Source organism: Synechococcus sp. UW179B (genome assembly GCF_900474245.1).
GTDB lineage: Bacteria > Cyanobacteriota > Cyanobacteriia > PCC-6307 > Cyanobiaceae > Synechococcus_C.
In genome coordinates, this window is the sequence record NZ_UCNZ01000009.1 from 134924 (window position 1) to 161278 (window position 26355).

Consider the following 26355-nt stretch of genomic DNA (forward strand, 5'->3'; position numbering starts at 1 on the left):
TTAACGGGTGCTGAGCATTGAGCCTGCCACGATGATCAGCACGCGTAGGACTTCGACACTGCCAACCACGGCCAGACCCAGCCAGAACTTCTTAACCCAGGCTGGTGGCTCTTTGATCCAAGCGGGAGTGACACTGCCGCCAGCCATGTCGCGGGTTTGTAGCTTTTGTTCCCATTGCATGTCACGCCAGTCGCTCCCATAACGCGGGAAGCGCTGGTAGATCGGCATTTCACCGGTTGCAGCGCCAGGTAGGACCCTGGAGCGTTGGTTTGGAACCTGGTCGTAGCCAAAGGAATCCATGTATTCGCTGCTGTCGAGCAGAGCATCGACAAAGCCAGCAAACCCGCGATTGCCAATCACAATCGACCAGCTCAGGCGTTCTCCTTCTCCATGAACAGGGCGTCCAAGGATCCGGCCAACAACCTGGTCAACTAAGCGGTAGTTGCTGTTGCAGGACACGTATCCCTCGGTGAAGCGACGGGATAGCAACAGGCCGCGAATGAAGTCACGCATCGTGATGCTTCCGTTGCGCAGTTGCGACTCCAGAAAAGGCTCCCTGTCTGCCGTCATGGCATGAAAGAAAACCTGTTTGTAAGCGCTCTCTATCTGACTGGTGAGCGACGTCCAGTTTTCTCCGTTCGCTGCTGCTGCGATCACTGTTTGATCGATCGGTGCCTCCAGGCCTCCAAGATCTCCAACACGTTGATTTTGGCTGGTGAGGGGATAGTCAAGCCGTGGGAGAGGCATTAGGTGTATTTGCGCATTTACAAGGCAGATAGTCTCCCCCGAGCCGTCAAAAAGGATGTTGATTCCTTCGTCTCTCTTTACGATAAGATTTGGATAATTAGTTAATGGTCGGGTTGAAATCCGCTCATCTTCTTGATGAGGTGGTCTAGAGCACGCTCCAGCAAGCTCACATCCTGGTGCGGTCCGTCCTTGGAATAGGCCTTGCATGCCAAATCGCGAAGCTGGGTGAGGGCGACCAGTAAGGCAGGGACAGGGACCTTTAGAACGGTGTAGAGCTCTTGCATGGCGTCCAGCCCAGCAGGATCGGTGAACCTTGTCTCGCCTGCGGCAACGGCATAGAGGCTGATCCTTAAGAAGTGAAAGCAATCACGCCAGCAAGCATCAGCACGCTCCTGAGGGAAAAGAGCGCCTCCTGGGCGAACGAGGTCTGGTTGTTGCGCGAGGAGTGCTTCCCGAGCGCTGTCAACCAAACCAGGAACTTGGCTTTGCAGCTGGATCAGCGGCGCTGGCTTCACGCCAGAGTGCTGGCAAGAAAAGGTGATTTCTTCCGCTGTTAGGAGCCTCGTCTCATGGTTTGCTTGAGCCAGGGTGGCTCTGAGATCACTGTTGAGCGATTGGCGATCTAGTAGGCCAAAAATCTGCGCTCGTTGGGCTAAGGCCCGAATCTGTTCGGAAGATAGGGGCGAGGTCATGCCGTGATGGCCGGACTTAAAAGCTGCTCATCGATGATCGGCGAAGCGGTGAGCCAGCCGTGCCTCTCTAAATAAAAAGCCCATGTGATCTCTGACCCAAGGCCAGGGCAGTGGCCTGGTAGAGCTTTGGCAATGTCAACGGGAACGCCCAGTTCGCTCAATAAGGGGACGATCCCTTGAGACGAGTCGATGTTGGTTGACCGAATCGCAGCACCAACAACCCAGGTGAGGCGCGTTGCATCGAGAGCATCCCGGTTGCTCTCGCAGGCCAAAAGAACGTTGCCTGGTTCTTTCAGGCCCAGCAGGGTGTCTCTCCAAAGCTTGAGGTCGTCAGCTTTGAGGTTGATCCTCAACACCCCATCTCCAATGGAGTGTTGACATTCATTTTCAGGTTGAATCTTTTGGATCAGAGCTCTGATCGCGGAGTCGGCTGCACCGTTCATCACAACAGCTCAGATCGAAGAATCTTATCTCTGCTCCTTAAAGGCGTTGAGGATGGCAGCACGTTGCCTTGCGAAAGGAACCAGCCGGTGGTGCAGGCGTCTCCTTCAAGAGGTTTGAGATCACTGTGGACAAGTTGTTTGTGATCGATACCATCGGCTTTCGATGAGCTCGGAGTTCACGCCAATGACCATTTCTAGTCAAGACATGGTTCAGCAGTTGAGCGGACAACTGCACTTGGTCAGTGAGATCGCAGAATCTTTGACGCTCAGATTGCTTGCACTCGAAGAGCGATTTAACGAACTCTCAGAGAAGTTGGACTCTGTTGAGCCGGAACAAGCTGATGATTCCGATAGCTTTTTATTGCTCGCTGATAGCAGTGACCGTCTCGTGCAACTCCGCGGTTTGCTGAATGAGCAAGCAAAAGATGAGTCGCATGGCGAGGCGCCTCGACTCGAAGTGGTAATCGATTCTCATGTCAACTCAGACAACGACATGGAGGAGCCGGAGGATTTTGATCTGGAACCAACTGTGTATGTCAACGATTCACAGGAACTGCCCTCAGAAAGCGCGGATCCAGACCTCGAACAGAGCGACGAACTGCTGTCAGCTTGACTGGCTTGCTCCATCCAGGTTGAGCAAGCGAACCCTAAAAATCGCGATCTGACGAGCTTGCTCGGGCTCAGCCTGGAGGAAGGGATGGTCCTCCATCTTTTCAATGACTGCATCGATACGTTGATCAATGGAAAGATCAGCAAATTGCTCAGCTTTGGCTAAGTGCTTCCAGGTTCGGTCGAACACCATCGCAAATCCGTCGGGATTATTGAAAGTGCGATCGTCATCGATCGGTACGCGAATCATCGACTGTTGCTTGCAAATGCCAGAACCCAGATTTGAACTGGGGGCGTTTCGACAATTTGCCCCTTCAAGCATTCAAATTGGTTGAGCAGTCATGCCGAAAAGCGCCCAGGAGGCGTTTCCCTTGCTGCTGATCCACCTCTCCCCAGCCGAAAGGCATGGTGTCGGGTAGGCCCATGGCACTTCTGAGGGGTGCATCGACCGAACAACTCTATGTCTCGCTCGAGTCTGCAGGGTTCACGCGCCGATGTCAGGCCTCGAGCTTCTTTGCATCGATTCAGGCGGCAAGAATGGTGCTCATCCATCCAAATCATTTTTATTATTAGTACGAATATGATGAAATGCTCTTGGATTAGACGTGGTGGAGTGAGTTTTTGAGCTTGGCTTTAGCGCTTGTTTCTAGCGCTTCATATAAGCATTGGCGTATTGATCAATAACGCTTGGGTCGTAATGGTGGGATGACAAGACTTCGGTGATTCTATGGGCCATGGCCCTGGATGTTGCTGAATATCGATTGCCTAATGGTTTAAGTTTTTTCCCTTGATCTCTCAATGTAGGAATTTTGCTGGCTTGATACTGCTCTTCCGCTAGATCGATCATGTCTCCACTGCTGTTCTCAAGCCACCAGTGATAATCATCCGTTTCTTCAAGCTTGCGCGAACCTCTGATGCAGTCAAAGTCTTTCCAAAAAAAGCGATGTAACGTATGCATGACAAACAAGTGCCACCCTCTCGTTTGATTGGGCGAAGCAGGCAGAGAGCCTTTTGAGGACTGCTTTTGAGCTTCTTCTGTTTGGAAGGATTCGCCAAACTCTCTTTCGATCTCAAGAGTGGAGTGCAACCATTTTTTCCCTTTAGCTCTCTTTTCTTGAAGCAATCCCATTGGATTGATATAGAGGTCGAGGAAGCACTGAGAGATCGTGAGGATGTTTCGATCTGTTGAAGGGATGGAGAGATCACCGCTGCAAAATTGATCTGATGGAAAGAGTCCATCTGTATGGGGCTTTAAGACCCTCTTCCCGTCAATGCAAAGATGACCAGATCGACTCGAAAGAAGAAAACCCATGTGGTTTGGTTAAAGCTTCCCTGATTGAATTGATATTCCAAGTTTACCTTGTGGCTGCTCGATTTTATTGGTTTTTAACGACTTCTAGGTATCTCATCCATTGATGTTATTTCGCCCATCTTATTCCGCCCGTCCTTCGTCGAGCGACGGGCTTCACCCCAGGCTTTGATCGGCCACAGGATCTAGATGAAACAGGAACACTGCAGGTGGGATCGATTGTTTGAATGCTTGGCAGGAGAGGGGGTGCCGCCTCGTTCTCTTCAGGTTTCTAAGCTGTTCCAGCCAAAAACCTGAACCATTTGTGCCCTCAGTTTTGCTGTTGTTTCGAGCGCAGGAGAGAGGCTGCGTTCTCGTTGAGGGCTTTGCTTCATGACATAGTCAAGGTCCTGTAGGAGCATGGAATTCATGTTCATGGCAAGGATGCACTGTGCATTCTCGCAGTGATTCTGTTTTGTATCGTTGTACATGGATACAACATCTTTGATGTAATCAATAAAGACCTTTCTTGACTGTTCCATTGTTAAGACTTGCTCTTGATTCCATCCAAGAAATGCAATGAGTTGATGGCATGAGCTAAGAGCAGCAATGGTGTGCTCGGTTTCTTTGAAATATGTTTTGATAAATGCAGCGATGTTGGCGATGCAAAATTGCATTCCAAACACCATGCTATCGGCTTGTTCTAAATCATCTTGAATTCTGTCCCAAGTAATGCGCGCAATGCGGTCGTCTGGCTGCATCTCAGCGAGCGCTGCCAATTGGAGCGACCTTGAAATAAGTTCTTTATTTAGCTTGCTATTCATGGATCTCTAGCAAACACGATGGTTGATGACATCACTCATGAGGCTAAGTGCCTCTGCTGCTGATTGGTCATGGCTGAGCCGAAGGGAGGGTGTCTGATGATCTTGAGTCTGCTCTCGTCCAATTGCGCATGAGCCAACGCAGGAGCGTCGTTTTTCATGCGCAACTGTTTTCATGCTCAACTGTGGAGACTGTCATTGCTTGGAAAATTGGCGGTTGAAGATGATATTCGGCTTGTGGGAATCGCTCAATCTCTAGCGCAGTTGCTTCTGTCATTTTCTTATGGGTGAGTGGTCTGGCTCCTGCCCCTTCATTCAAGGGTTCAGGCGTTTCATCGCTCTATTGCTGAGGTCATGAAAGACGGCGAGTCAATTCTCGGATTGCTCCCTTCTGCAAGGCATGGCGTGACGACTTCGGAATCCATTGGTGTGACCGCTTCGGCAAGATGGGATCTACAGCGTTTGCTTTATGACATACGAGCAAGAGGTCATCATTAAGTGCGCCATCAAGGGCGTCCTTGGCGGTCTTGACAGGAAAATGACGTCTGAGGAGCTTGATGAGTTGCTGAACGGCTCACAGGATTGGAGAAAGCATTTGGTGATTGAGGAGATCACAGAGGTGGCCACCATCCATGCAGGGCGCCGTCGTCCAGAAATCGACTAGCTGTTACGGCTCTGCCGTTGTACAAGCGACTCCGAATCAGGTGGCTGGGTGGCGATTGGCAGCACGCCTACAGCTTTCAATGCCCATGGAGCGGTGACTCCATCGCGTCGATCAAGATTCAGTCAATGCCAGGACCCAGATTTGAACTGGGGACACGGCGATTTTCAGTCGCCTGCTCTACCAACTGAGCTATCCCGGCACGTCGTTTTCACGACAACGGAATCTTAAATCACGGGGTGCGCCCCAGACAGATCAATCCCCTGACCTCAAACCCAGCATTTTTCAACGTCTTCAATGCTTCTTGGGCCGTGGCTCCACTGGTGAGGATGTCATCGACAATCCAGGTGGGCCTTGCCGCCACGCACCTGGATCGTTGGTCTGGATCGATGGCGAAGGCAGATTTCATGTTCACCAGCCGCTGACGACGACTGAGGTGGTGTTGCCCCACGGTGGGCCGACAACGTTTCAGCAGTGTCTTGGTGGTGCGTCCAAGGCTTTGGCAGATCAATGCCGGTAGAGGATTGGCTCGTTTTACCGCTTTCCAACTGGGGATCGGAACCAAAAGAGCCTTGGCCGGAAGGGTTGGCTGCAGAGCGAAGGTGATGGCCTTCAGGACTGATAAATCTTGATTGAGCCTCAGGCGCAGGATGTGTCGGCGAAGCTCTCCTCGATACCAACCGGCTGCGTTGAAGCGAACAGGAGTGATGCCTCGCAGGCCTCTTCCCACAAGGCCCAGCTTTTGAGAGCACTCACTACAGGGATGATCCGCTTGTGGATGGGGTTGGATGGCCTTCTTGCAAATCGGACAAGAAGGCACAACGAACAGGTCTTTCAGGCAATCGTGAAGTGCGACTAGCAAAGCGTCAGAACGACTGCCTTCAGGATTCCCCTTTGCTCTCGTCAGACGGCATGGCTCTCAGCATGGCCACCATGGTGCGGTGGGCATCCTCACTGTCAGTGAGGGTGTGATCAAACGGGATCCGGACGGCTTTTCCGTCTACTTCAAGGCTCATCGCATCAGCGCTAACGGCCGTCATGGTGGCGATGTTGGCAGCACTCACTCCTCCGTAATGGAGGGCGTACTGAAGCACTGCATCGCCATGGTCATCGTTCATGTGACGACAGATGCGTTCGCTAACAGCGGGGGTAAGCGGATCAGCGGTCATGGTTGAAGAAGAGAAGGTTAAGGGCGGTGGATTGACTCAGCTAAAGCGTTGCCAGAGCAGAAGGGCGAGCCGAAACCCGCTGAATCCCACATATCCGGCAAGCACGATGAACAGGCCAATGGCAAGGCCGTCACGAAGTCGGTTGGGCAAGGGTTCGGGGATGCTGCCTTAATTCTCCCCTAGAAGGATCGTCTTGTCTGGTGCTCGTACAGCCTGAAGAGCTAAACGAGCAACTCCGGCGGCTGGAGGTGTGTTGCAACTGCGGATCGGAACACCGAGTTGGCGCTCGCGCAGGCGACGCCATTGAGGATTGCGCGCTCCACCGCCAAGGGTCACGATCTTCTTGGGAGGATCAGCTCCAAGGCTGGTGAGGCGTTGCCATCCCGCCTGTTCGATTTGCGTTAAACCTTCTAAAAGGCCGTGCAGATAGAGGGCATCGCTGACTGGGCGGGGCGTGAGGATGGGTTCAAGCTGGGGGTCATCAACGGGGAAGCGCTCTCCGCATCTTGGAAGGGGGCGCAGCTTTAAGCCGCTGTTCTGATCAGGATCGATCTGACGGCTCAGTTCCGCGAGGTCGATGTCGGGAAAGAGTTGCTGCAGCACGGCAGCACCAGCATTGGAGGCTCCTCCGCATAACCAACGCCCCCCCACGCGATGGGTGGAGGTTCCTGGACCTGGAGCGATGGGCTGATTGGTGAACCGCTTGAGCACCAAGGTGCTTCCCAGCACTGTGATGCCTTCGTCGTCGTCAGCATCAGCAGTGAGAACGGCCGCGTTGGAATCGGTTGTTCCGGCAACGATCAGCAGATCTTCTTGCAGGTCTAGATCTTTCGCGCGTTGGGGCGCCAGGGGCCCAAGCACGGAGCCACTGGTTCGAATGTTTGGAAGTGCATCCCGCCAGGGTTGGCTGCTGAAGGTGTCTGGCCAGGCATTTTGGCCGAGGTCCCATCCCAGTCGAAGGTTGTTGCCTTCCTCCCCATCGCTCCAATTGTCAAGAAGCCATCCGCTGATCCAGTCGGCTTGATGGCGTAGCAGGAGAGGGGCTTGGTGTTGCTCGACTAGGTGCAGCGCTCGCGCGAGGCTTCCACTGGCGCTTGAAGCTGGTCCACCCTGTGGAATCAAGGCGCGGAGCTGCTCAACGACGTTTGGGCATGCGAGCGAATAGGGCATGGCCTCAGCAAGGGGCAGGCCCTGTTGATCACAGGCCAGCAATGTTCCTGAGGTGCCGTCCACCGCGATGGCCTTGAGGCGATGTCGGTAGTCGGGCTTAAGGCGCCCGATCAGTGCAACACATCGGTCTCGCCAATCAAAGGGGTTATGCAGACCGATTTGATATGGCGCACTTTCGGTCTGGAGCAGGGCACAGCTGCTGTCGATGACAGCGATGCGGACACCGCTGGTGCCTAGGTCAATGCCGAGCACCAGCGGATCTTGGCTCATGGTCTTGCGTCTACAGACTGTTGCCGGCTTGGATGCGGTTCGCTTCCGCTTGCTTTAGGGCTGAAGCCTTGGCACCAACGTCTTCCCAGGGCAAGTTCAGATCGGGGCGGCCAAAGTGTCCATAGGCAGCTGTATCGCGGTAAAAGCGACCACCGTTGAGGGAAGGCATTTCCCGCAGCTTGAACTGCTCGATGATGGCACCAGGACGCAGGTCAAAGTGCTCTTGTACGAGGTCGGTGAGTTCCGCGTTGGACACTTTGCCTGAGCCGAAAGATTCCACAAGGATCGATACCGGCTTGGCCACGCCAATGGCGTAGCTCAGTTGAACCTCTGCGCGATTCGCAAGACCTGCGGCTACCAGTGCTTTGGCTACATAGCGGGCGGCATAGGCAGCGGAGCGATCCACCTTGGTGGGATCTTTGCCGGAGAAGGCACCACCGCCGTGACGGGCGTAGCCGCCGTAGGTGTCGACGATGATTTTCCGTCCCGTGAGACCGGCATCACCCTGAGGCCCGCCGACCACGAATTTGCCGGTGGGGTTGACCAGATAGCGGCAATTGGCCCGATCGGGCTTCAGAGGGAGGTCTGCTGTCGCTGGCAGCACTACGTGAGTCCAGAGGTCTTCGCTGATGCGATTGCGCACCTCCTGCTCGTCGGTTAGGCCCGTCACCTCGGCGGTGTGTTGGGTTGAGATCAGGATGGTGTCGATCTCGACAGGTTTGTCGTTTTCGTAGACCACGCTCACCTGGGTCTTGCCGTCAGGCAGCAGGTAATCGAGGGTTCCGTTGTGGCGCACTTCGGCCAGACGCCTAGCAAGCCTGTGGGCAAGGCTGATGGGCAAAGGCATCAGCTCTGGCGTTTCATTGCAGGCGTAGCCAAACATGATTCCCTGATCGCCGGCGCCGACCTTGTCGAGGGGATCGCCTGCGTGATCATCCGCTTCATCAACGCCCTGGGCAATATCAGGGGATTGCTGATCAAGGGCGACCAGGACGGCACAGCTCGTGGCGTCAAAGCCACCGGCCCGCGCCCCGCTGTAGCCGATATCCCGAATCACATCGCGTACGAGATGGATGAAGTCCACCTGGGCTTTGGAGGTGACTTCGCCCGTGATCATGCAAAGACCGGTATTCACAACCGTTTCGCAGGCCACCCGGCTCGTGCTGTCTTGGGCTAGGAGAGCATCTAGGACGGCATCACTGACTTGATCGCAGATCTTGTCGGGATGGCCTTCCGTCACGGATTCGGAAGTGAAAACGTATCGACTCATAAGGGTTTCGGGCGTGGTGGGATTTTACGGGTTGCCCTTACTGAGCTTGTTCAACCTTGAGCTCTTGCCAGTGATGGATCAAATGTTGATGGGAGGTGAGGTCGGGGGTTCGCTTCCATCCCGCCACGTACCCAAGCGCATAAGCAATGCCTGCGCGGCGTGCCATCAGTAGATCGGAGTCGGCATCTCCGATCAGTGCGCATTGGGATGGATCCAAATCCAGCTTTTTGCACAGACCATGCACGGCGCCTGGATCTGGCTTGCAAGGGGTGTCATCAGCGCTCCAGATTCCTGTGATGAAGTCGCTTAAGCCATGGTCTTGAAGAAACTGTTTGATGCCGTGGTGGGTGTCATTGCTGATCACGGCACAGATCACACCAGCGTTGTGCAGCTCGTTGAGCAACTCTTTTGAATGGGGCAGAGGGGTTCTGGCGCTGAGGGGTGCTTTCGTTGCGTTTTGTTTGTGGAGATGGTCCACGCTGTCAAAGATCTCTTCAGCGAGCACGAGTGCTTGAGGCCAGCTGAGATCAAAGAGACAGAAGATCGTTGCGGTGCTCAACAGATTGTGTTGACGCGAAGCGACGGCCAACGTTCCATCAGGAATCAAGCCGGAGTCGCATCGGCCCATCGCGCGCTTGAGCAACCCCTGGAGTTGAACTTGTGTCTCTGACGATGCGCCACGGGAGGCAAAGACACGAAGGATTTCATCAATCCTGGCGTCTGCCAATTCGATGAGATGGGGTTCGCTATGGGAAAGGGTGCCGTCCTTGTCGAACAGCACCCCGTGGATCAAGCCAAGCGAATGGCCTCTGAGGGATAAATGAGCCATGGGCTCATGCAGCTCAGACCATCATCGAGCTCAAGGGCTCTTCTCCCTCTTCTGCTTGCTCAAGAAGCATTTGCTTGTAGCGAGCAGCCATTTCCTCAGCCTTGTCAAAGACCTTTTGAGGATCGGTGAGCATGTCACCGGGTTCTGGCTCAAGAGCCTTGGTGGACAGTGAGATCCGACCACGTTCGGCGTCGAGGTCGATGATCATCACCTTCATTTGATCATTCACATTCAGCACGGAATGGGGTGTTTCGATGTGCTCGTGACTGATTTCGGAAATGTGGAGCAAACCGCTGACACCGCCGATGTCGATGAAGGCGCCGTAGGGCTTGATGCCACGAACGGTGCCGATCACCACTTCGCCGACCTCGAGGCGATTCATCTTGCGCTCTACGAGGGCGCGACGATGACTGAGAACCAGACGATTGCGCTCTTCGTCGACTTCAAGGAATTTCAGGGGCAAGAAGTCTGCAACCAGCTCTTCTTTCGGCTTGCGCGTGCTGATGTGGGATCCAGGGATGAAGCCGCGAAGACCTTCCACGCGAACAAGAGCACCACCACGGTTCGTGGCGAAGACTTCTGAATAGATGGTGGCGTCTTCTTTTTGCAGCTGCCGCACCCGCTCCCAGGCACGCTGGTACTCAATACGGCGAACGGAGAGAGACAGTTGTCCGTCTTCGTTCTCTTCACTCATGATGAAGAATTCCCGAATTTCACCGGGTTGCAACACGTCACTGAGACCTTCCACCCTGTTGATGGAGACCTCTTGGAGTGGCATAAATGCGGCGGTCTTGGCGCCGATATCGATCATCGCCCCCTTCGTTTCCAGCGCGAACACGGTGCCGTTGACGATGTCGCCTGGCTTGAAGTTGTAGTCGTACTTGCTAAGGAGTGAGGCGAAATCATCAATCGTGAAGCCGGCCCCATCCAAATCCTTAGGGTTGGCGCGACTGCTTGGATCATCTGCGGTCGGAATATCTTCCGGAATACTGAGATCTTCGTCCGTTCCAAAATCGGCTTGGTCCGCTGTGGCTTCGACGGCTGTGCTTTCGTCGATGGCAGTGGTGGTGTCCACAGCAAGATCCTGAGCCGGATCGGTTGGGGTAACAGTCATGGATGGTTGGCGGTCTGCCCGAGGACAGTGCGATAAAAATTGATCCAGTGCCCGCCGACAAAGGATCAGTATTTTTTAATTTTACAGAACAGCCTTGCTTTTTAGACGAGGGCGGCGAGCTCAGCTTTGTCTACGTTCATCCCTTCAAGGGTTGAGACGAAATCGCTGACGCTTCGAAAGTGTCGATACACCGAGGCAAAACGCACATAAGCCACTTCGCTGAGCCCTTTGAGATGTCCCAGCACCAGCTCACCAATCTCTGAGCTGGCGATCTCACGGCTATTGCTTTGCTGAAGGCTGAGTTCCAACTCGTCAACAATGGCTTCGAGTTTGCTGGGAGTGAGCTCAGTTTTTTCGCAGGCTCGGCTCAGGCCGTGCAGAAGTTTGCTGCGATTAAAAATTTCACGATGCCCATTGCGTTTGAGCACGGTGATGGGAACCATCTCAACCCGCTCGTAAGTCGTGAATCGAAATTCACAATTCAGGCATTCACGACGCCGGCGCACACTCCTACCTCCCTCGGCTGCTCTCGATTCGAGAACCCGGCTATCCGTGTTTTGGCAGGAGGGGCACTGCACGCCCTAATCGATCCAATTTGAATACTTTTTATTGTATAGAACATGTGGAGCCTTGAAAAGTGTTTGTGACCTAAGAATCCGATTTGAGCAATAAAAAAACCCCGCTTTTGGCGGGGTTAGATCTGCTGGATGGACTACTTACCGATCTTCGGTGGATCGCGGAATGCGATTGCGAAGAACAAGGTGGCAATCGCCAGGCCGAGAATGAGGATGTAAGCGAAGCTTTCCATCGAGAATCTCCTAGAGAGCGATCAACTGAGGGGGGTGGAACCCGTGGGAGGAACATATCCCTCGGGTAGGCGACGGGTGGATTTGTCGCCGAGTTTTTGGAAGAGACCGAACTCAACCTGTTCGCCAAGATCAGGGTCGATTCCTGCGAACACGTCCCGGTAGAGGGTGCGAGCACCGTGCCAAATGTGGCCGAAGAAGAAGAGCAGGGCGAAGGTTGCGTGGCCGAAGGTGAACCAACCACGAGGTGAACTGCGGAATGTTCCGTCCGAGTTATAGGTTTCGCGATCGAAGTCGAAACCTTCTCCGAGTTGAGCCTTACGGGCTAAGCGCTTCACGTCTGCTGGATCAGTGAAGACCTTGCCGTCGAGAGAACCGCCATAAACGGTTGCTGTAACGCCCCTTTGTTCAAAGGAGTACTTCGCTTCAGCACGACGGAACGGAATGTCGGCACGAACGATGCCGTCATTGTCTTCAAGAACAACAGGGAAGTTCTCAAAGAAGTTGGGGAGACGACGAACTTGAAGTTCACGTCCTTCCTTGTCGGTGAAGACAGGATGGCCGATCCATCCAGTGGCCAGTCCATCACCATTCACCATCGGACCTACACGGAACAGGCCGCCTTTGGCAGGACTATTACCGACGTAGTCGTAGAAGGCGAGTTTTTCAGGGATGGCAGCGTAGGCCTCGTCAATCGTGGCACCTTCATCAAGAGCCGTCTGAACGCGGCGATTGATTTCTGTCTTGAAGTAGCTCTGATCCCACTGATAACGAGTGGGACCAAACAACTCGACAGGGGTTGCTGCGGCGCCGTACCACATGGTTCCGGCCACAATGAAGGCGGCGAAAAACACAGCTGCAATGGCACTAGCCAAAACAGTTTCGATGTTTCCCATCCGCAAAGCCTTGTAAAGGCGCTCCGGCGGTCGGGTTGTGATGTGGAAGATGCCGGCAATGATGCCCACGATGCCTGCGGCAATGTGGTGGGCAACAATCCCTCCTGGATTGAACGGGTTGAAGCCTTCCGGTCCCCACGAGGGTTGAACCGCTTCTAAGTGGCCTGTAAGGGCATAGGGGTCAGAGATCCACATGCCAGGCCCAAAGACACCTGTGAGGTGAAAGGCACCAAAACCGAAACAACCCAATCCTGCAAGGAGAAGGTGGATGCCGAAAATTTTCGGAAGGTCAAGGGCTGGTTCGCCCGTACGGGGGTCTTGCCAAATTTCAAGATCCCAGTACGTCCAGTGCCAAATGGCAGCGAGCATCAAAAGGCCACTGAAGACGATATGAGCGGCTGCGACGCCTTCGAAGCTCCAGAAGCCAGGATCGACTCCCGTTTCTCCGGTAATACTCCAGCCTCCCCAGCTTCCGGTGACGCCAAGTCGAGACATGAAGGGCATGACGAACATGCCCTGACGCCACATGGGGTTCAGGACTGGATCCGATGGATCAAAAATTGCGAGTTCGTAGAGGGCCATCGAGCCGGCCCAGCCGGCAACGAGGGCAGTGTGCATGAGGTGCACGGCCAAGAGTCGGCCGGGGTCGTTAATGACGACGGTGTGCACCCGATACCAGGGCAATCCCATGGGTCAGGTTCAGGTGGAACGGAGCTGCTGATGCAGACAGACCAAGCGATCGTAGGGGGTTCGCTCAATTGAGTGGGGTGTGTTGTCGCGAGCTGCAATGTCTTGTGTTGAGCCGCCTCGATTTCTTTTCCCCGCTGTCCTGTCAGTGCTTCCGTCCATTGGCTGCCGCATTCAGGCCTGGCCGAGGGGGTTACAAAACGCAACCTTTGGGCGCAAAGTGGGCGTTTATCGCTGGAGCACTCCATGCCAGTCATTCGTTTTTTGCGTGAGGGACGTGATGTGGAGTGCTATCCCGGTGAAAATCTGCGCGATGTTGCTCTGCGCGAAAACATCGAGCTTTATGGCTTGAAGGGGCAACTCGGGAATTGCGGTGGCTGCGGTCAGTGCATCACCTGTTTTGTTGACGTTGTGGGATCCGATGCCGACGCGCCTTTGACGGCTCGAACCGCTGTTGAGGACAGCAAGCTCAGGCGTCGTCCTGAGTCATGGCGATTGGCTTGTCAGGCGCTGGTGGAGCAATCCGTGATCGTGCTGACCCGCCCGCAAGTTCGCTTGGCTGACCTCGATAAGAAAAAGGTTGCTGCGCGCACGGCAACCCTGCCAGTCGGGCCTACGGCATGGCCCGTGACCGAGAGCGAAGATGAGGCCGAAGAAGGATCGGAACAGGAGACTACGGATGATGCTCCTGCTACGCCCAGTGACGAGGGGTGAGCTGAAGCTCATCGTTGCTCCCGAACGATGATACGTTCGGCCTTGCGTCAATAATCGCCCATGGAAACCAACGATCTCGGCTTCGTTGCCAGCCTCATGTTCGTCCTGGTTCCGACGGTGTTTCTGATCGTCTTGTTCATCCAGACCAACAGCCGAGAAGGTTCCTCCTGATCGACTGTTGGTTCAGGACTGGTCCGCTTCAGCTCTGCTCGGGTTCGCGGACCAGAAGAACCGGCGCAGGCGCATGGACTCGGATGTAATCGCTGATCGAGCCGCCAAGGAGCTTGTCCAAATCCACCAGGCCCCTAGCGACAAGAGGCCGCCTGTCCTGTGATGCGATCACCACAAGGTCGGCATTGATTTCTTCGGCTGCTTGGCAAACCCCTCGGCCGATGTCCGGGTTCGCCACGTGCATTGGTTTGAGGTCAACGCCCATGCTGCGAGCCCGTTGGACTGCGGCCGTCAGCAAGCCGTCGGCTTTGCTGTCGCCACCGCGGGAGGCCGAGAGGTCTTGCCTTGCAATGTGGACGCCAGTCAGCTGTCCGCCAGGGATCTCTCGAACCATTTCGCAGGCAATTCGAAGCGCATCATCGCCAACACCTGTTCCGTCAACAGTCACCATGAGGCGATTCACATGGCGGACATAAAGGTCATCACGCACCAGCAGCATGGGACGTGTGGATAGCTGAAAGACGTATTGGCTGGTGCTGTTGGACAGGATCGATTGCAGGCGACCCAGGCCTCTGGATCCCATCACGATCAAGTCGGCATTGATCTCTTCAGCCACCTTCAGAACGGTCTGCTTGGCATCCCCTTGGCGGATGATCGAATTCACGTCACTCGGGTTAAGGCCCAATTGGCTTACCGCCTTGGCGAGCAAGCTCCCTGCGTTTGTCCAATGGTCTTCTGCGTTGACCTTGCCTTGCTCGGACACCACATGAAGCAGGTTGATGCGTGCAGCCCTGAATGCTGGAAGGTCCCGCAGCATCCGCACCATTTCTTCGACATGACCTTTGCCGGAATCAGCAATCAGAAGATTCTTGAACACGATGAAGAGTTAGGTCTGCATCAGCCTATGGCTGACTCACCAGACCGTGCTGATGGTGATTGAGAGCGTTACGAGACCTCCTTGGCGATTGCACAAGCGTGTGCTGCCACAACACACCGATCACGGCGGTGTGATGTGGCATGGCGCCTATGTCGGGTGGTTGGAAGAGGCTCGCGTGGAAGCCCTCGCTGCGGTGGGGCTGCCCTACCGGCTGATGGCGCTTGAAGGGTTGGAAATGCCAGTGGTGCGCTTGGACATGTCCTACAAGCGAGCCCTTTTGCATGGCGACCAGGTTGTGCTTTTAAGCCATGCGCTTCCCCCTGAGGGTCCCCGCTGGCGATGGCAGACGCGATTGTTAAGGCCAGATGGTGATTGCGCCTTCGAGGCCCATGTGGAGTTGGTGTTGGTCCGTCTCGACGGGGACAGGCGCCAGGTTTTGCGTCGCCCACCACCGTCCGTGTCATCAGCGCTTCAGCTGCTGACCCAGGGCCCAACCTAATAACGTGCTAGTACAGATGTACTTGCACTGAATGATTGGGTGAGCGTGGCTGGTGGTGGCTGTGGATCTCATGCCCCGGATTGGGTGTTGCCAGGATGCGGGCCCTTAGGGCTGTTGCTCAAGCGCATCAGCTTTCCTTGGCTGATCTGTGGTCATGGCCTCTCTGGCGTTTGCAAAGAGAGCTGAGGTGGCCCGACGCCTTGATGAAGCGCGTCGAGTCGTATCGGCTGAGCAAAGGGACGTCCCCCAGCGTTGGGGTTCCGGATAATGCTCTGCTGCCCCTGGATCAAGACTGGCCGATTGCATTTGAAGGGTTGAAGCGTCCTCCGCTCGCGGTGCACTGGTCGGGGCGGAAGCCGTGCTGGCCGTTGTTATCCGCTCAGAAGGCTGTCGCGGTCGTCGGAACGCGCAGGCCTTCGGATCATGGCCGGCGGATGGCTCATGCGCTTGGTCAGGGCCTTGCCCGTGCTGGTTGGCCCTTGGTGAGTGGTCTTGCGGAAGGCATTGATGCCGCCTCTCACCATGGTTGTCTTGCAGCGGGTGGACGTCCGATAGGTGTGTTGGGTACGCCTTTGGATCGTGTGTATCCGTCTGAGCATGAGGCCCTGCAGGCCGAAGTTGAGTCTGCTGGCTTGTTGTTCAGCGAATGGCCCTGCGGTGCGCGGGTGCAGCGATCCAACTTTGCGTTGCGGAATCGCCTTCTGGTGAGTGTGTCTTGTGCCCTGGTGGTGGTTGAGTGCCCTGAAACAAGCGGCTCACTGTTGTCAGCTCAGATTGCTCACGCTCAGGATTGTCCTGTGTGGGTGGTCCCGGGGGATGCGCTGCGCTGGTCTTGTCAAGGCAGCAATCGTTTGTTGCAGGAGGGGGCAACACCGTTGCTATCTCCGGAATCGTTGATTGCCGCCCTGGGACCAGGACCGCTTGCGCCAGCGAGCACGGCGTCGAAGCGATCGGATCGATCCCGGCCTTCCGCTGAGCGGCATCCCTCGCTTTTGCGATGGGTGGATGAAGGTTTCACCCTTGAGCAGTTATCTGCAGAACTCAGCTGCAGTCCAAATCAGTTGGCGCATGAGTTGTTGCAACTCGAGCTCGAGGGTGTCATCGAGCCCAAGCCTGGTCTGCGTTGGCGGTCCGTCTAACCTGAGCCCATGGGCGTGATTCGCTGCAAGGGAACAGATCTACTGGTGTGGAGGCGGGAGCTGATCCGTCAGGGTGGGCGTGCTGTGGACTTGGATTGGCTGCTTTCGATGGCGGCAGATTGCTCCTGGGGTGATCTGCAAAAACTGCGCATTTGCCCAGACGTTGAGATCGAGCTGAGTTCTTCGTTGACCCAGCTCACAGATCTTTGGATCCAGCATCGCGATCAGCACATTCCGCTTCAGCACTTGGTTGGCCTCTGTCCATGGCGCGATTTTGAGCTGGAGGTGTCACCCGATGCCTTGATTCCGCGTCAAGAAACCGAGCTGCTCATCGATTTGGCGTTGCAGTGTTCTCCAGAAGATGCCCTGGATAAGGAAGGGATCTGGGCTGACTTGGGAACAGGCTCAGGAGCTTTGGCCGTGGCGCTTGCCCGTGCTCTCCCTCATTGGCAGGGGCATGGCGTTGACTCCAGCAGCCAGGCGCTTGCTCTGGCGGAACGCAACCTGAGGGCCCACGCTGGCGAAAGTCGTTGGCAACTCCATCTCGGCAACTGGTGGGAACCGCTCAAACCATGGTGGGGGCAGTTTGGTCTTGTGTTGAGTAATCCGCCTTACATCCCCACCGCTGTTATCGATGACCTGGCGCCCGTCGTTAAAGACCATGAACCTCATCTAGCGCTCTGTGGTGGTGAGGATGGACTCGACTGTTGCCGGCAGATCATTCGAGATGCCAGCAGAGCCTTAGCTCCAGGAGGCTGGATCCTCTTGGAGCACCACCATGACCAGAGTGCAATGGTGCTGAAGTTACTCAGTGAGGCAGGTTTCGAGCGGCCAGAAGCCCGCTCTGATCTTCAGGGCATCCCCCGCTTTGCACTTGCTCAGCGACCCTGCCATCCATTGCCTCTGGCCAGTTCATAGATCAACGATGACGATCAATCCCCTCAAGTTGTTGGATCGCGATGGCCTCGACGCGCATTTGCGTGCCGGGGGTGCTGCTTTGCTCCCTACAGACACCCTTCCGGCATTGGCTGCGCTGCCAGAGCAGGCGGCTCAAATTTGGCGCTTGAAAAAACGTCCACAGGACAAGCCCTTGATCCTGATGGGTGCTGACGTTGATGCGCTGTTATGCCATATCTGCCCCGAAGCTCGAGCCGATGCCAGTGCCCTTGCGCAACGGCACTGGCCAGGGGCCCTCACTCTGGTGTTGCCCGCCTTTGGGCCCTGCGCAGAAGCCCTCAACCCTGGAGTGGCAACGCTGGGTTTGCGTATTCCAGCTTGCGAGCCGATGTTGGATCTTCTGCGTTGCAGCGGTCCGCTTGCCACGACCAGTGCCAATGTGTCTGGAGAACCTGCCAGCCGAACCGAGAGGGAGGCGGCGGTTGCGTTCCCAGACTTGCCATTGCTTGCGCCGATCCCTTGGCCTAGTCCGTCCTGTCAAGCGAGCTCGGTGATTGCTTGGCGAGGATCGCAACGTTGGCATTGGCTGCGCAGAGGCGCTGTGATGCCAGCAGGTGTGGTGAGCCTTCCCGAATGCTCTGGTTAATTGCTTCGTTATTTTTGCTTCAAACCGCCATTCATTGGCTGTTTGCACCGGTGGTCCAACTGCTCAGGCCGTGGTTTGAATTGGATGTGCTCCCATGGATTCTTGCCATCGTTGGGATCTGGCTGTTTACAGGTCGCTCGACCCGCTAATCCCAGCATCGATCTGGAGCGCTGACCGTGGTCTTAAGGATCTTGTCTGAAGCCGGCTAACGGATTTGAACCGATGACCTTCGCTTTACAAAAGCGCTGCTCTACCACTGAGCTAAGCCGGCATTGATGGGAGTTTACCGCTGCACGTTCTCGTCGCTTCTGAATGGGTGTTGAGCCACCACATCGAAAGTTCAAGCCTCGAGCGGCAACCACTTTTATCGAGGGCGTTGCTGATGTGACTTTCCACAGTGCGGATGCTCACCACAAGTCGGGACGCGATGGCCCGATTGCTAAGCCCTTCCAGAAGGAGTTGGATCACGGTGGTTTCTGCGGGGGTGAAGCCTTGCTCAGCCATGACGTCTGGAGATGCTTCCAGAACCATTCCCCGCTAGTCCGATTTGGGAGTCGTTGATGCGATTGGTCGCCGAAACGGCAAGTTGGCAACCAGGGCCGTGACGCGATCCTCTGTTTCCAAGCTCACATCGCCTTCCTCTAGGTCGATATCAACGTATTTGGCCACCACTTCAAAAATTTCACGACGCATTTGGTCGAGAAGTTCAGGGCTTAGGTCACTGCGGTCATGCGCCAGAACGAGCTGAAGCCTGTCTCTGGCAGTGCTGGCGCTTGCTGGTTGACGCCCAAGCAATTTGTCGACGAGGTCACGGAGAGTCATCAGCTCAGAAGATCTTCGTTTGCATCAAGCGGCGCACGGTGGCCCGTAGGCCCGAACGCTCCTTAGAGGGGTCCAGCAATGAAATGTCTTCGCCTTGAAGGCGGCCGGCAATATTGCCGTAGGCCTTGGCTGCTGGTGATTTGGTCCCATTCAGGGTGAGGGGTTCGCCCCGATTGGTGCTGACGATCACCTGCTCATCTTCCAGTACTAATCCCAGCAAGGGGAGAGCCAGGATGTCGGTGACGTCATCCACCGCCAACATTTCTTGATTGGCCATCATTTTGGGCCTAACTCGATTGAGAACGAGTTGGACTGGGGTCACCCCGTGGGTGTTGAGCAATCCGATCACTCGATCCGCATCTCGCACAGCTGAAACTTCAGGAGTGGTGATCACAATGGCTTCACGTGCGGCGGCAACGGCGTTCTTAAAGCCGTCTTCAATGCCTGCGGGGCAGTCGATTAACACGTAATCGAATCGTTTCTCAAGCATGGAGACAATGGCCTGCATGTCTTCTGGTTTGAGCCACTCGAGCATCCGCGGATTGCCAGCAGGCAGCAAGGCCAGATTCGGGACCTGTTTGTGCTTCACCAAGGCCTGGTCCAAGCGGCAGGTCTCGGCCAAAACCTCTTGAGCTGTATAAACAATTCGGTTTTCGAGTCCAAGCAACAGATCCAGGTTGCGCAAACCGAAGTCGGCATCCAGGACAACAGTGCTGGAACCACGCTGGGCGAGGGCTATGCCCAAGTTGGCCGTAAGGGTGGTCTTACCGACGCCCCCCTTGCCGGAGCAGATCAAGATCGTTCGCGAATTTGACGTCACGTTGTCGCGGTTGATTTGGTCAGGTTAGGGGCAAGTGCTCTTAATTGTTTAAATCGGCCGAAAGCTCTTGCACTGACAAGTCAGTGCGGGGATCAGCAGGCTCGATCGAAATCACCCCATCCACAATGCGGGCTTCCTCCGCAAGACCAGGTTGGGGTTTCTCCTCTGGTCCCCTGGCGACAAGATCCGCGATTCGTAGCTGAAGAGGACGGAGCTGTAAGGCCGTGATCCGGGCATTCAGATCGCCTTGAACCCCTGCATGAGCAGAACCACGGAGGCGTCCCCAGATCAGGACGTTCCCCCCGGCACTGATTTGCGCACCTGGATTGACATCGCCAATGAGCAAAACGTGGTGGCGTGCTTTGAGATGGTCTCCCGATCGCAGGGTGGCTCGATGGATCAGCAGTGCTGGGGCCTGCTTGTCCTCAGCACCTTCAGGAAGCGGATCGACACGCTGTGGTGTGGTGAGTTGAGCTGGAATGCCAAGGGCGTTGGCGCTGACCACGGTGAGTGGATGGCAGCTTTTGATGGACAGCAATCGGCAGTTGCGCTCCTCAAGTTGCGCTTGCAAGGCAGAGAGCACCCGGCAATTCAACAACCACTCCCCGCTATCCAATTCGAGATCCTTGCCCTCCAGGCCACTGAGTTGGTCAGCGAGGGTGTCTTGCCAAGGGATGTGCCGATTGTTGGGCAAAACCAGGCGATGGCATCCAGCTTGAAGGGTCTCTTGGGTCAAAGCCACCGTCGCGATCAAGAAAGAGTGGAGGCCGACGTTAGATGTCCGCCTCGTATTGACCCACGATTCGTTTCAGCTCCTGACCGATTTGCTTTGGATAGATCAGCCAGCTGGTGCTGGCCGGTTTGCTCAGACTTTTGACCAGTTCCGAGCTTTGCTCGAGTGCTTGAAGTTGTTGACCATTCCAGAGCCTCAGCCCCCCGCGATAGGGGTGATAACCATGCAGTTGTTGATGACGTAGTCCGCAGCACAAACTCGGATCCAATCCCTTCGCTTCTGCCAACCCCCTGGCTTGGGCCAAGCATTCGAGTTGCGTTTCCTTCGAGAGATTATCCACATCCAGTGCTTTGAGGAGTCGTCGGTTGAGGAACCGATCGCAGAGATCTGCCAGTGGGCGAGGGGCTTCCTCTTGCCAGCGCAGCAAGTGATAACCAGTTCGTAGGTCATCGTTGTCCAAATAGGACGTCAGATCGAGCTCATGGGAGGACCAAAGCCAGCAGCGCATCGTTGAATCTGTCCAAACACGATCGGGGCCTAGCTCACGGGCCAGGCGAATCATTTGTTCCAGCAGCCAATTGCAGACCACATTGAGGCGGTGGTTATAGACACTCCGGTACATCAGGTTTCGCACCACGAGGTAATGCTCAACGGCCATGAGGCCCTTGGGGTGGATGGCGAGTTCCCCATCGGGCGCCAGGGTTAGTGCGGCCAGGATTCTCTCTAAATCCAGCTGGCCGTAGCTCGTCCCTGTGCTGTAGCTATCTCGCAACAAGTAATCGAGCCTGTCGCAGTCGAGTTGGCTGCTCACGAGGTCTTTAATCACTCTCCGCTGTGTGGTGCCGTGCTCCAGCAGAGCGGCCACGGCTTCTGCGCTTCCTGGTTGGAATCGTTCGAGTGGCTCGTAAATCGCGGAGTGCTCTCGAACGATGCGCGCGGACCACCGCTCATGGTGGGTGCCAAACATTTCCTCGCCGGTGTGGCTCAGGGGCGCATGACCCAAGTCATGGAGCAGGGCTGCCGCGTAGAGCACCCCCCGATGACGTTCCAGTGATGGATCCATTGCCAACAGGCGCCGAAAGGCCTGTCGCGCAATGTGGAAAACGCCAAGAGAGTGGGTAAACCGGCTGGATTCGGCGCCGTGGAAGGTCAAAAAGGCTGGCCCGAGCTGGCGAATCCGCCGAAGCCTTTGAAAGGGGGCTGCATCAACGAGCTCGAGCACCAGCGCTTCAGCCTGGTCGTCTGTATCGAGTGCGATGCCCCCATGCAAAGGGTCGTGATAAGTGCGGCTACTCATGCACTTTCTGCCATCTCCTCTGCATTGAGCGCATCGGCTGGTGCGGGTGATTCGCTGGTTTGGCGATCAATGATGGCCTCCAGAACCCGCGCTGCATCCGTCAGCCAGCGGTCTCCTTCGCCCCCGGGATTCAGGGGTTCGGGCTGATCTAGCAAGCGATCGGGCGTAATCCCTTGCCCCTGTATGTCCCGTCCGCTGGGGGTGACATATCCGGCCACAGTGACGGCCAAACCGCTGCCATCACTCAGGTTGGTGAGGGTCTGGATGAGCCCTTTGCCGAAGGTTTCACTGCCCAGCAGCAGCGAACGATCGTTGTCTTGCAGGGCCCCCGCGAGGATCTCGCTGGCACTTGCGGTGCCAGCGTTGACCAAGGTCACCATCGGACCGTCGTACAGCGTGGTTGGGTTCGATTGGATGGGATCAGCAATCCCGTCTCGATTGCGTGTTTCCACGATCGGCTCTTGGTCCAAGAAGGCGTCAGCAACGGCAAGTCCTCCGCTGACGAGACCCCCAGAGTTGTTGCGAAGATCAAGCACCACCCCTTCCACTCCCTTATCGGCGAGTTCTTGCAGGGCTTCCTGTACTTGCTTCGGCACACCTTCGCTGAACTGCGTGATGCGGAGATGGCCCAGCGTGTGGGTGTCACTTCGAAGACGCCGCGTGCGAACGGGGCGTAGATCGACATTGCGTCGTTCCAAGGTGAGCTCTTCAGCCTCTCCATTCGGGGGTTGGACGGTGATCAAAACCTGCGTTCCCACATCCCCTCGCAAGCGTGCTGCTGTGGTTTCGAGTCCCAGCAGAGCAGTGGATTCTCCGTTCACAGCCAGAAGTGCTGCGCCGCTGACCACGCCCGCATCAGCGGCGGGTGATCCCTCGAGTGCCGCGATCACAACCACTGAATCTTCATCGTTGTGATGGCCCAGCTGAAGCCCTACGCCACTCAGGCTGCCGGAGTTGCTGGACTTCATGACGGAGTAATCGTCAGGTCTCAACAGCCTTGTGTAGGGATCATCGAGGGGTTCAAGCATCGTTTCGATGGCGCTGTAGGCCTGCTCGCTGGTTTCGATCGTCTGCTCAAGAGCTTTCTGGCGTAAGCGCTTCCAATGAATTCGATCGAAACTCGAGGGGTCGACATAGCTCTGATTCACAAGGCGCCAGGTTTCAACCACCAGCTGCTGGGCATCGTTGAGCGCCAGAGCAGGTGCTGGAATTAAGAGGCTGCAAAGCAAAAGGGAGGCAAAGCCGGAGGCCAGCTGCCGCAGGCCTTTTCTCATGTAATTAACAATCGGCAACATCAGCTTCATTCTGTCGCGTCGGCTGGAGCGTCATCGGTAGACTCTCGCAATCCAAACCGACCTTTGCATGGCGAACTCCTCACCTGTCTACGACTGGTTCCAGGAACGTCTTGAAATCCAGGACATCGCTGATGATTTCAGCACCAAGTACGTTCCGCCCCACGTCAATATTTTCTATTGCCTGGGCGGCATCACTCTTGTTTGCTTCCTGATTCAGTTCGCGACCGGGTTCGCGATGACTTTCTATTACAAGCCCACTGTTGCTGAGGCCTACAGCTCAGTTCAGTACCTGATGACAGATGTGAGCTTCGGGTGGCTCATTCGCTCAGTTCACAGATGGAGCGCCTCAATGATGGTGCTCATGCTCATTCTTCACGTCTTCCGGGTGTACCTCACAGGTGGCTTTAAGCGTCCCCGTGAGCTCACCTGGGTAACGGGCGTGACCATGGCCGTGATCACTGTTTCTTTTGGTGTAACCGGTTACTCACTTCCTTGGGATCAAGTCGGTTATTGGGCCGTCAAGATCGTTTCTGGAGTGCCCGCTGCCATTCCAGTGGTTGGTGACTTCATGGTTGAGCTGTTGCGTGGTGGCGAGAGCGTTGGTCAATCCACACTCACTCGCTTCTACAGCCTTCACACGTTTGTGATGCCCTGGCTGCTGGCTGTCTTCATGCTCATGCACTTCTTGATGATCCGTAAGCAAGGCATTTCCGGTCCTTTGTAATCCATTTCAGTTGCTTTACGCACTGATTCAAGTTTCGAACTTCTCCACTTACCGTTCGTTCACTACCGCTTCGCACCATGCATATTCTCAAGAAGCCTGATCTCACCGATCCCAAGCTGCGGGCCAAGCTCGCCAAAGGCATGGGTCACAACTATTACGGTGAGCCTGCATGGCCCAATGATCTCCTCTACATCTTCCCTGTAGTGATCCTTGGAACCATTGCCTGCATCGTTGGGCTTTCTGTCTTAGATCCAGCCATGTTGGGTGATAAGGCCGATCCGTTTGCAACGCCGCTTGAGATCCTTCCTGAGTGGTATCTGTATCCGGTGTTCCAGATCCTTAGGGTTGTTCCTAACAAGCTTCTGGGCATTGCACTTCAAACCTTGGTTCCCCTTGGTCTGATGTTGATTCCCTTCATTGAAAGCTTCAACAAGTTCCAGAATCCATTCCGCCGTCCTATTGCGATGGCCGTGTTCTTGTTCGGCACAGCGACCACCATTTATTTGGGAATTGGTGCTGCGATGCCCATCGACAAGTCCCTCACCCTTGGTTTGTTCTAAACCCAATGATTTGAGAAACCCCCCAGCGATGAGCTGGGGGGTTTTTTGTTGTCTGGAATGGTTGGGAGCTGTTGTTTTATGAGCCTGGTAGAGGGTCGTCCAGGTCGAGCATCTCGACATCGTTTGGGTTCACCCGAAGGAAGTGATGGAGGAGGAGAAACCCAACGATGGTCCAGGTCTGGTAAGTGCGTGACTGCTGGCCCATCCAAGTGCCTGTAGGGCCATCGAAATATTCAGCCCACTGTTGTCTTGGCAGTTGGTTGAGCTGGCTCCAGTAGCAGTCTTCCAGCATCGCTTTCATCTGCCCCATCAGCAGGATGTCCGCATCGGGGTGACGGCGCTCATGGAGGAGGATCGACGCTCCGAAATACCAAAGAAGGCTCGGCCAATGCCCGCCATTGTGGTAGCTCCATGGCCAGTTCTTAGGGTCGGATCCCGTCTTGTTTTGCCACTCCAACGTTTCCATGGGTGGATGACAAATTCGCATCGGCATCTGAGCCATCAGATGATTGCGGTTGTGAAGCGTGAGGCGAAATAGAGCGCGCTGTTGCGGTGCGGTGAGAAGTCCGAAGAGGCAGCCCAGGGAATTTCCAAGACTGTAAAAACGAAAATCAGGTCGACCTGTACGGATGTTGCCGATCAAATAGCCACCGCGGTTCTCGAGCCAGTCCTGGAGCCAATCAGGGATCACCTGGGGCTGCACATTGAATTCGTTTTGATGTTGATTGTCGCCGTATTGCTCCGTAGGCCTTCGCCTTAAAACTTGCATCGTCTTGCTGGTCACCCAGTAGTGCTTCAGCAAAAACTTGCGCAGGTCATGAATCCACTGGCGTGTGAGCACCAAACGTTGGTCGAGCAGGCGGCTGTTTTGATTTCGCCGCCCCAGCTCCATGAGCTTGGAGCAACAACGAAGGGAGGCATACAGGAGCACCTCCACCTCTAGGGGGGCACCCCATACGTCCATGGGACGATCGATCATGAAGGCACAATCCGGCACGAACAACACCGGTGTGCCCTCAAACGTGGGGTGAAGTACGAGGTCTAGTAGCAGCTGGACCCCCCGTTGGACCCCTGGCGTTGCTCCAAATTCTTCGTCCCCACTGGCTTTGACGTACATCCAGCAGAGGACGGGCCACCAGAGACTGGCGTCGACGGAGGTGATTCTTCCGATCGAACGTTGGCCGTAATCAGCAATGAGTTCGCCGCTCTCCTCCACAAAGCTGGTTGGGAACACCCCACGGGTCTGATACGTGGTGCTCTGGAGATCGAGGCAGATCTGGAGGAACTGCTTGACGACCTTGAACCTTTTTTGTGTCAACAGGTAGACCATCACTGGCACGTTGTCGCGCAGGAAGATCTCGCCGTAGTTGAGGGCCTCGTCGTCACGAGGGTGCTGGAGAGCAGCAACACTGCCCGCAAGGCTCCCCGCAATGGGAATCAGCGTTCGTTCGAAATGCTCTTTGGCCTTTTGAACAACCTGATCTTCCTTAGAGCTGGGACGGACCCGCTGGTTCTGTTGGCTGAAGCGTTCGGCCATGGTGCTGTTGCGACCATTGCTCAAAACTTAGTGATGGACCTTCCTCTGGCCAGTGGAAGCAAGTCTGGAGATGCGTATTTCTCAGGGAGGCTTGCGGAAAGGGAGAGTGTTGGGTTATGGTTTTGGACTGCGCGGGGGAGTTTGCTCCGAAG

34 protein-coding genes and 2 tRNA genes are annotated in these 26355 nt (G+C 55.6%); 11 read left to right on the forward strand and 25 right to left on the reverse strand.

Going from position 1 to position 26355, the window contains the following annotated elements:
* The 3 genes from DXY38_RS05355 to DXY38_RS05365 form a co-directional block, all read right to left on the reverse strand.
* Complete coding sequence (locus tag DXY38_RS05355; RefSeq protein WP_115070754.1) at positions 1-747, reverse strand: phycobilisome rod-core linker polypeptide; 747 nt, start codon at positions 745-747, stop codon at positions 1-3.
* Positions 748-848: 101 nt separating this feature from the next.
* Positions 849-1439 (reverse strand): phycobilisome polypeptide, encoded by a 591-nt coding sequence (locus DXY38_RS05360; RefSeq protein WP_115070755.1) that lies wholly within the window; start codon positions 1437-1439, stop codon positions 849-851.
* Positions 1436-1882, reverse strand: a complete 447-nt coding sequence (locus DXY38_RS05365) for a hypothetical protein (protein WP_115070756.1) — start codon at positions 1880-1882, stop codon at positions 1436-1438. Before DXY38_RS05365 ends, DXY38_RS05360 begins: the two co-directional genes overlap by 4 nt.
* A 184-nt stretch (positions 1883-2066) precedes the next feature.
* Between DXY38_RS05365 and DXY38_RS05370 the strand changes: the two genes are divergently transcribed.
* On the forward strand, positions 2067-2495 hold the full coding sequence (locus DXY38_RS05370) for a hypothetical protein (RefSeq protein ID WP_244279018.1): 429 nt from the start codon (positions 2067-2069) through the stop codon (positions 2493-2495).
* On the opposite strand, the gene DXY38_RS05375 is transcribed toward DXY38_RS05370, so the two are convergent.
* The 3 genes from DXY38_RS05375 to DXY38_RS05385 all read right to left on the reverse strand — a co-directional run bounded on the left by DXY38_RS05375 (position 2487) and on the right by DXY38_RS05385 (position 4603).
* Positions 2487-2741, reverse strand: a complete 255-nt coding sequence (locus DXY38_RS05375; RefSeq protein WP_115070788.1) for a hypothetical protein — start codon at positions 2739-2741, stop codon at positions 2487-2489. The two genes, DXY38_RS05370 and DXY38_RS05375, sit on opposite strands and share 9 nt — an antisense overlap.
* Before the next feature lie 396 nt (positions 2742-3137).
* Entirely contained in the window at positions 3138-3803 is a 666-nt protein-coding gene (locus tag DXY38_RS05380) for a hypothetical protein (RefSeq protein WP_115070758.1), read from the reverse strand.
* A 260-nt stretch (positions 3804-4063) separates the two neighbouring features.
* Entirely contained in the window at positions 4064-4603 is a 540-nt protein-coding gene (locus DXY38_RS05385) for a hypothetical protein (RefSeq protein ID WP_115070759.1), read from the reverse strand.
* Positions 4604-5069: 466 nt separating this feature from the next.
* On the opposite strand from DXY38_RS05385, the gene DXY38_RS05390 reads away from it, so the two are divergent.
* Positions 5070-5264, forward strand: coding sequence for a hypothetical protein (locus DXY38_RS05390; protein ID WP_006854908.1), 195 nt, complete (start codon positions 5070-5072; stop codon positions 5262-5264).
* Positions 5265-5390: 126 nt separating this feature from the next.
* Here DXY38_RS05390 and DXY38_RS05395 read toward each other — a convergent pair.
* From DXY38_RS05395 to psbB, 10 genes are all read right to left on the reverse strand, one after another.
* A tRNA-Phe gene (locus DXY38_RS05395) sits at positions 5391-5463 on the reverse strand.
* A 30-nt stretch (positions 5464-5493) separates the two neighbouring features.
* A complete protein-coding gene (locus DXY38_RS05400) occupies positions 5494-6123 on the reverse strand; it encodes a ComF family protein (protein WP_170952862.1) in 630 nt (209 codons plus the stop codon).
* A gap of 19 nt (positions 6124-6142) precedes the next feature.
* A complete protein-coding gene (locus DXY38_RS05405; protein WP_115070760.1) occupies positions 6143-6430 on the reverse strand; it encodes a DUF2470 domain-containing protein in 288 nt (95 codons plus the stop codon).
* 168 nt (positions 6431-6598) lie between these two features.
* Complete coding sequence (locus tag DXY38_RS05410) at positions 6599-7870, reverse strand: FGGY-family carbohydrate kinase (RefSeq protein WP_115070761.1); 1272 nt, start codon at positions 7868-7870, stop codon at positions 6599-6601.
* A gap of 10 nt (positions 7871-7880) precedes the next feature.
* Positions 7881-9140 carry a methionine adenosyltransferase gene (gene metK, locus DXY38_RS05415; protein ID WP_115070762.1) on the reverse strand — a complete coding sequence of 420 codons (1260 nt, stop codon included), beginning with the start codon at positions 9138-9140 and terminating at the stop codon, positions 7881-7883.
* Positions 9141-9177: 37 nt separating this feature from the next.
* Complete coding sequence (locus DXY38_RS05420; protein ID WP_115070763.1) at positions 9178-9969, reverse strand: HAD family hydrolase; 792 nt, start codon at positions 9967-9969, stop codon at positions 9178-9180.
* A gap of 13 nt (positions 9970-9982) precedes the next feature.
* Positions 9983-11083 (reverse strand): 30S ribosomal protein S1, encoded by a 1101-nt coding sequence (locus tag DXY38_RS05425; RefSeq protein ID WP_115070764.1) that lies wholly within the window; start codon positions 11081-11083, stop codon positions 9983-9985.
* 101 nt (positions 11084-11184) lie between these two features.
* On the reverse strand, positions 11185-11661 hold the full coding sequence (gene nrdR, locus DXY38_RS05430) for a transcriptional regulator NrdR (RefSeq protein WP_115070765.1): 477 nt from the start codon (positions 11659-11661) through the stop codon (positions 11185-11187).
* A 134-nt stretch (positions 11662-11795) separates the two neighbouring features.
* Entirely contained in the window at positions 11796-11891 is a 96-nt protein-coding gene (locus DXY38_RS05435; RefSeq protein WP_006854916.1) for a photosystem II reaction center protein T, read from the reverse strand.
* Positions 11892-11912: 21 nt separating this feature from the next.
* Positions 11913-13475 (reverse strand): photosystem II chlorophyll-binding protein CP47, encoded by a 1563-nt coding sequence (gene psbB / locus DXY38_RS05440; protein WP_006854917.1) that lies wholly within the window; start codon positions 13473-13475, stop codon positions 11913-11915.
* Between the two features lie 243 nt (positions 13476-13718).
* Between psbB and DXY38_RS05445 the strand changes: the two genes are divergently transcribed.
* The gene (locus DXY38_RS05445; RefSeq protein ID WP_115070766.1) at positions 13719-14186 is read left to right on the forward strand and encodes a 2Fe-2S iron-sulfur cluster-binding protein; all 468 of its coding nucleotides are present in this window, start codon (positions 13719-13721) and stop codon (positions 14184-14186) included.
* A 60-nt stretch (positions 14187-14246) separates the two neighbouring features.
* Entirely contained in the window at positions 14247-14357 is a 111-nt protein-coding gene (psbM, locus tag DXY38_RS05450; RefSeq protein WP_006854919.1) for a photosystem II reaction center protein PsbM, read from the forward strand.
* Between the two features lie 28 nt (positions 14358-14385).
* Here psbM and DXY38_RS05455 read toward each other — a convergent pair whose 3' ends face one another.
* Positions 14386-15234 (reverse strand): universal stress protein, encoded by an 849-nt coding sequence (locus tag DXY38_RS05455; RefSeq protein ID WP_115070767.1) that lies wholly within the window; start codon positions 15232-15234, stop codon positions 14386-14388.
* 52 nt (positions 15235-15286) lie between these two features.
* Here DXY38_RS05455 and DXY38_RS05460 point away from each other — a divergent pair, with 52 nt between their 5' ends.
* The 5 genes from DXY38_RS05460 to DXY38_RS13660 all read left to right on the forward strand — a co-directional run bounded on the left by DXY38_RS05460 (position 15287) and on the right by DXY38_RS13660 (position 18564).
* Positions 15287-15733: an acyl-CoA thioesterase gene (locus DXY38_RS05460; RefSeq protein WP_115070790.1), complete on the forward strand. Its 447-nt coding sequence runs from the start codon at positions 15287-15289 to the stop codon at positions 15731-15733.
* Between the two features lie 95 nt (positions 15734-15828).
* On the forward strand, positions 15829-16872 hold the full coding sequence (locus DXY38_RS05465; RefSeq protein ID WP_115070791.1) for a DNA-processing protein DprA: 1044 nt from the start codon (positions 15829-15831) through the stop codon (positions 16870-16872).
* A gap of 9 nt (positions 16873-16881) precedes the next feature.
* Entirely contained in the window at positions 16882-17790 is a 909-nt protein-coding gene (gene prmC / locus DXY38_RS05470) for a peptide chain release factor N(5)-glutamine methyltransferase (protein ID WP_115070768.1), read from the forward strand.
* 7 nt (positions 17791-17797) lie between these two features.
* On the forward strand, positions 17798-18415 hold the full coding sequence (locus DXY38_RS05475; protein WP_115070769.1) for a Sua5/YciO/YrdC/YwlC family protein: 618 nt from the start codon (positions 17798-17800) through the stop codon (positions 18413-18415).
* Entirely contained in the window at positions 18403-18564 is a 162-nt protein-coding gene (locus DXY38_RS13660) for a hypothetical protein (RefSeq protein WP_170952863.1), read from the forward strand. The genes DXY38_RS05475 and DXY38_RS13660 overlap by 13 nt, the downstream gene beginning before the upstream one ends.
* Before the next feature lie 50 nt (positions 18565-18614).
* On the opposite strand, the gene DXY38_RS05480 is transcribed toward DXY38_RS13660, so the two are convergent.
* The 7 genes from DXY38_RS05480 to ctpZ form a co-directional block, all read right to left on the reverse strand.
* Positions 18615-18686 (reverse strand) — tRNA-Thr (locus DXY38_RS05480).
* On the reverse strand, positions 18677-18946 hold the full coding sequence (locus DXY38_RS05485; RefSeq protein WP_115070770.1) for a response regulator transcription factor: 270 nt from the start codon (positions 18944-18946) through the stop codon (positions 18677-18679). The genes DXY38_RS05480 and DXY38_RS05485 overlap by 10 nt, the downstream gene beginning before the upstream one ends.
* Before the next feature lie 6 nt (positions 18947-18952).
* Positions 18953-19237, reverse strand: coding sequence for a cell division topological specificity factor MinE (gene minE / locus DXY38_RS05490; protein WP_006854927.1), 285 nt, complete (start codon positions 19235-19237; stop codon positions 18953-18955).
* A 4-nt stretch (positions 19238-19241) separates the two neighbouring features.
* Positions 19242-20057: a septum site-determining protein MinD gene (gene minD / locus DXY38_RS05495; RefSeq protein ID WP_006854928.1), complete on the reverse strand. Its 816-nt coding sequence runs from the start codon at positions 20055-20057 to the stop codon at positions 19242-19244.
* A 40-nt stretch (positions 20058-20097) separates the two neighbouring features.
* A complete protein-coding gene (gene minC / locus DXY38_RS05500; RefSeq protein WP_115070771.1) occupies positions 20098-20799 on the reverse strand; it encodes a septum site-determining protein MinC in 702 nt (233 codons plus the stop codon).
* A gap of 31 nt (positions 20800-20830) precedes the next feature.
* Complete coding sequence (locus DXY38_RS05505; protein ID WP_115070772.1) at positions 20831-22087, reverse strand: HD domain-containing protein; 1257 nt, start codon at positions 22085-22087, stop codon at positions 20831-20833.
* Positions 22084-23382, reverse strand: coding sequence for a carboxyl-terminal processing protease CtpZ (ctpZ, locus tag DXY38_RS05510; protein WP_371410993.1), 1299 nt, complete (start codon positions 23380-23382; stop codon positions 22084-22086). Before ctpZ ends, DXY38_RS05505 begins: the two co-directional genes overlap by 4 nt.
* A gap of 67 nt (positions 23383-23449) precedes the next feature.
* On the opposite strand from ctpZ, the gene petB reads away from it, so the two are divergent.
* Together petB and petD are read left to right on the forward strand one after the other, a co-directional pair.
* Positions 23450-24106, forward strand: coding sequence for a cytochrome b6 (gene petB / locus DXY38_RS05515; protein ID WP_006854932.1), 657 nt, complete (start codon positions 23450-23452; stop codon positions 24104-24106).
* Positions 24107-24183: 77 nt separating this feature from the next.
* The gene (petD, locus tag DXY38_RS05520) at positions 24184-24666 is read left to right on the forward strand and encodes a cytochrome b6-f complex subunit IV (RefSeq protein ID WP_006854933.1); all 483 of its coding nucleotides are present in this window, start codon (positions 24184-24186) and stop codon (positions 24664-24666) included.
* A 76-nt stretch (positions 24667-24742) separates the two neighbouring features.
* On the opposite strand, the gene DXY38_RS05525 is transcribed toward petD, so the two are convergent.
* Entirely contained in the window at positions 24743-26203 is a 1461-nt protein-coding gene (locus tag DXY38_RS05525) for a glycoside hydrolase 100 family protein (RefSeq protein ID WP_115070792.1), read from the reverse strand.
* Positions 26204-26355 lie beyond the last annotated feature (152 nt).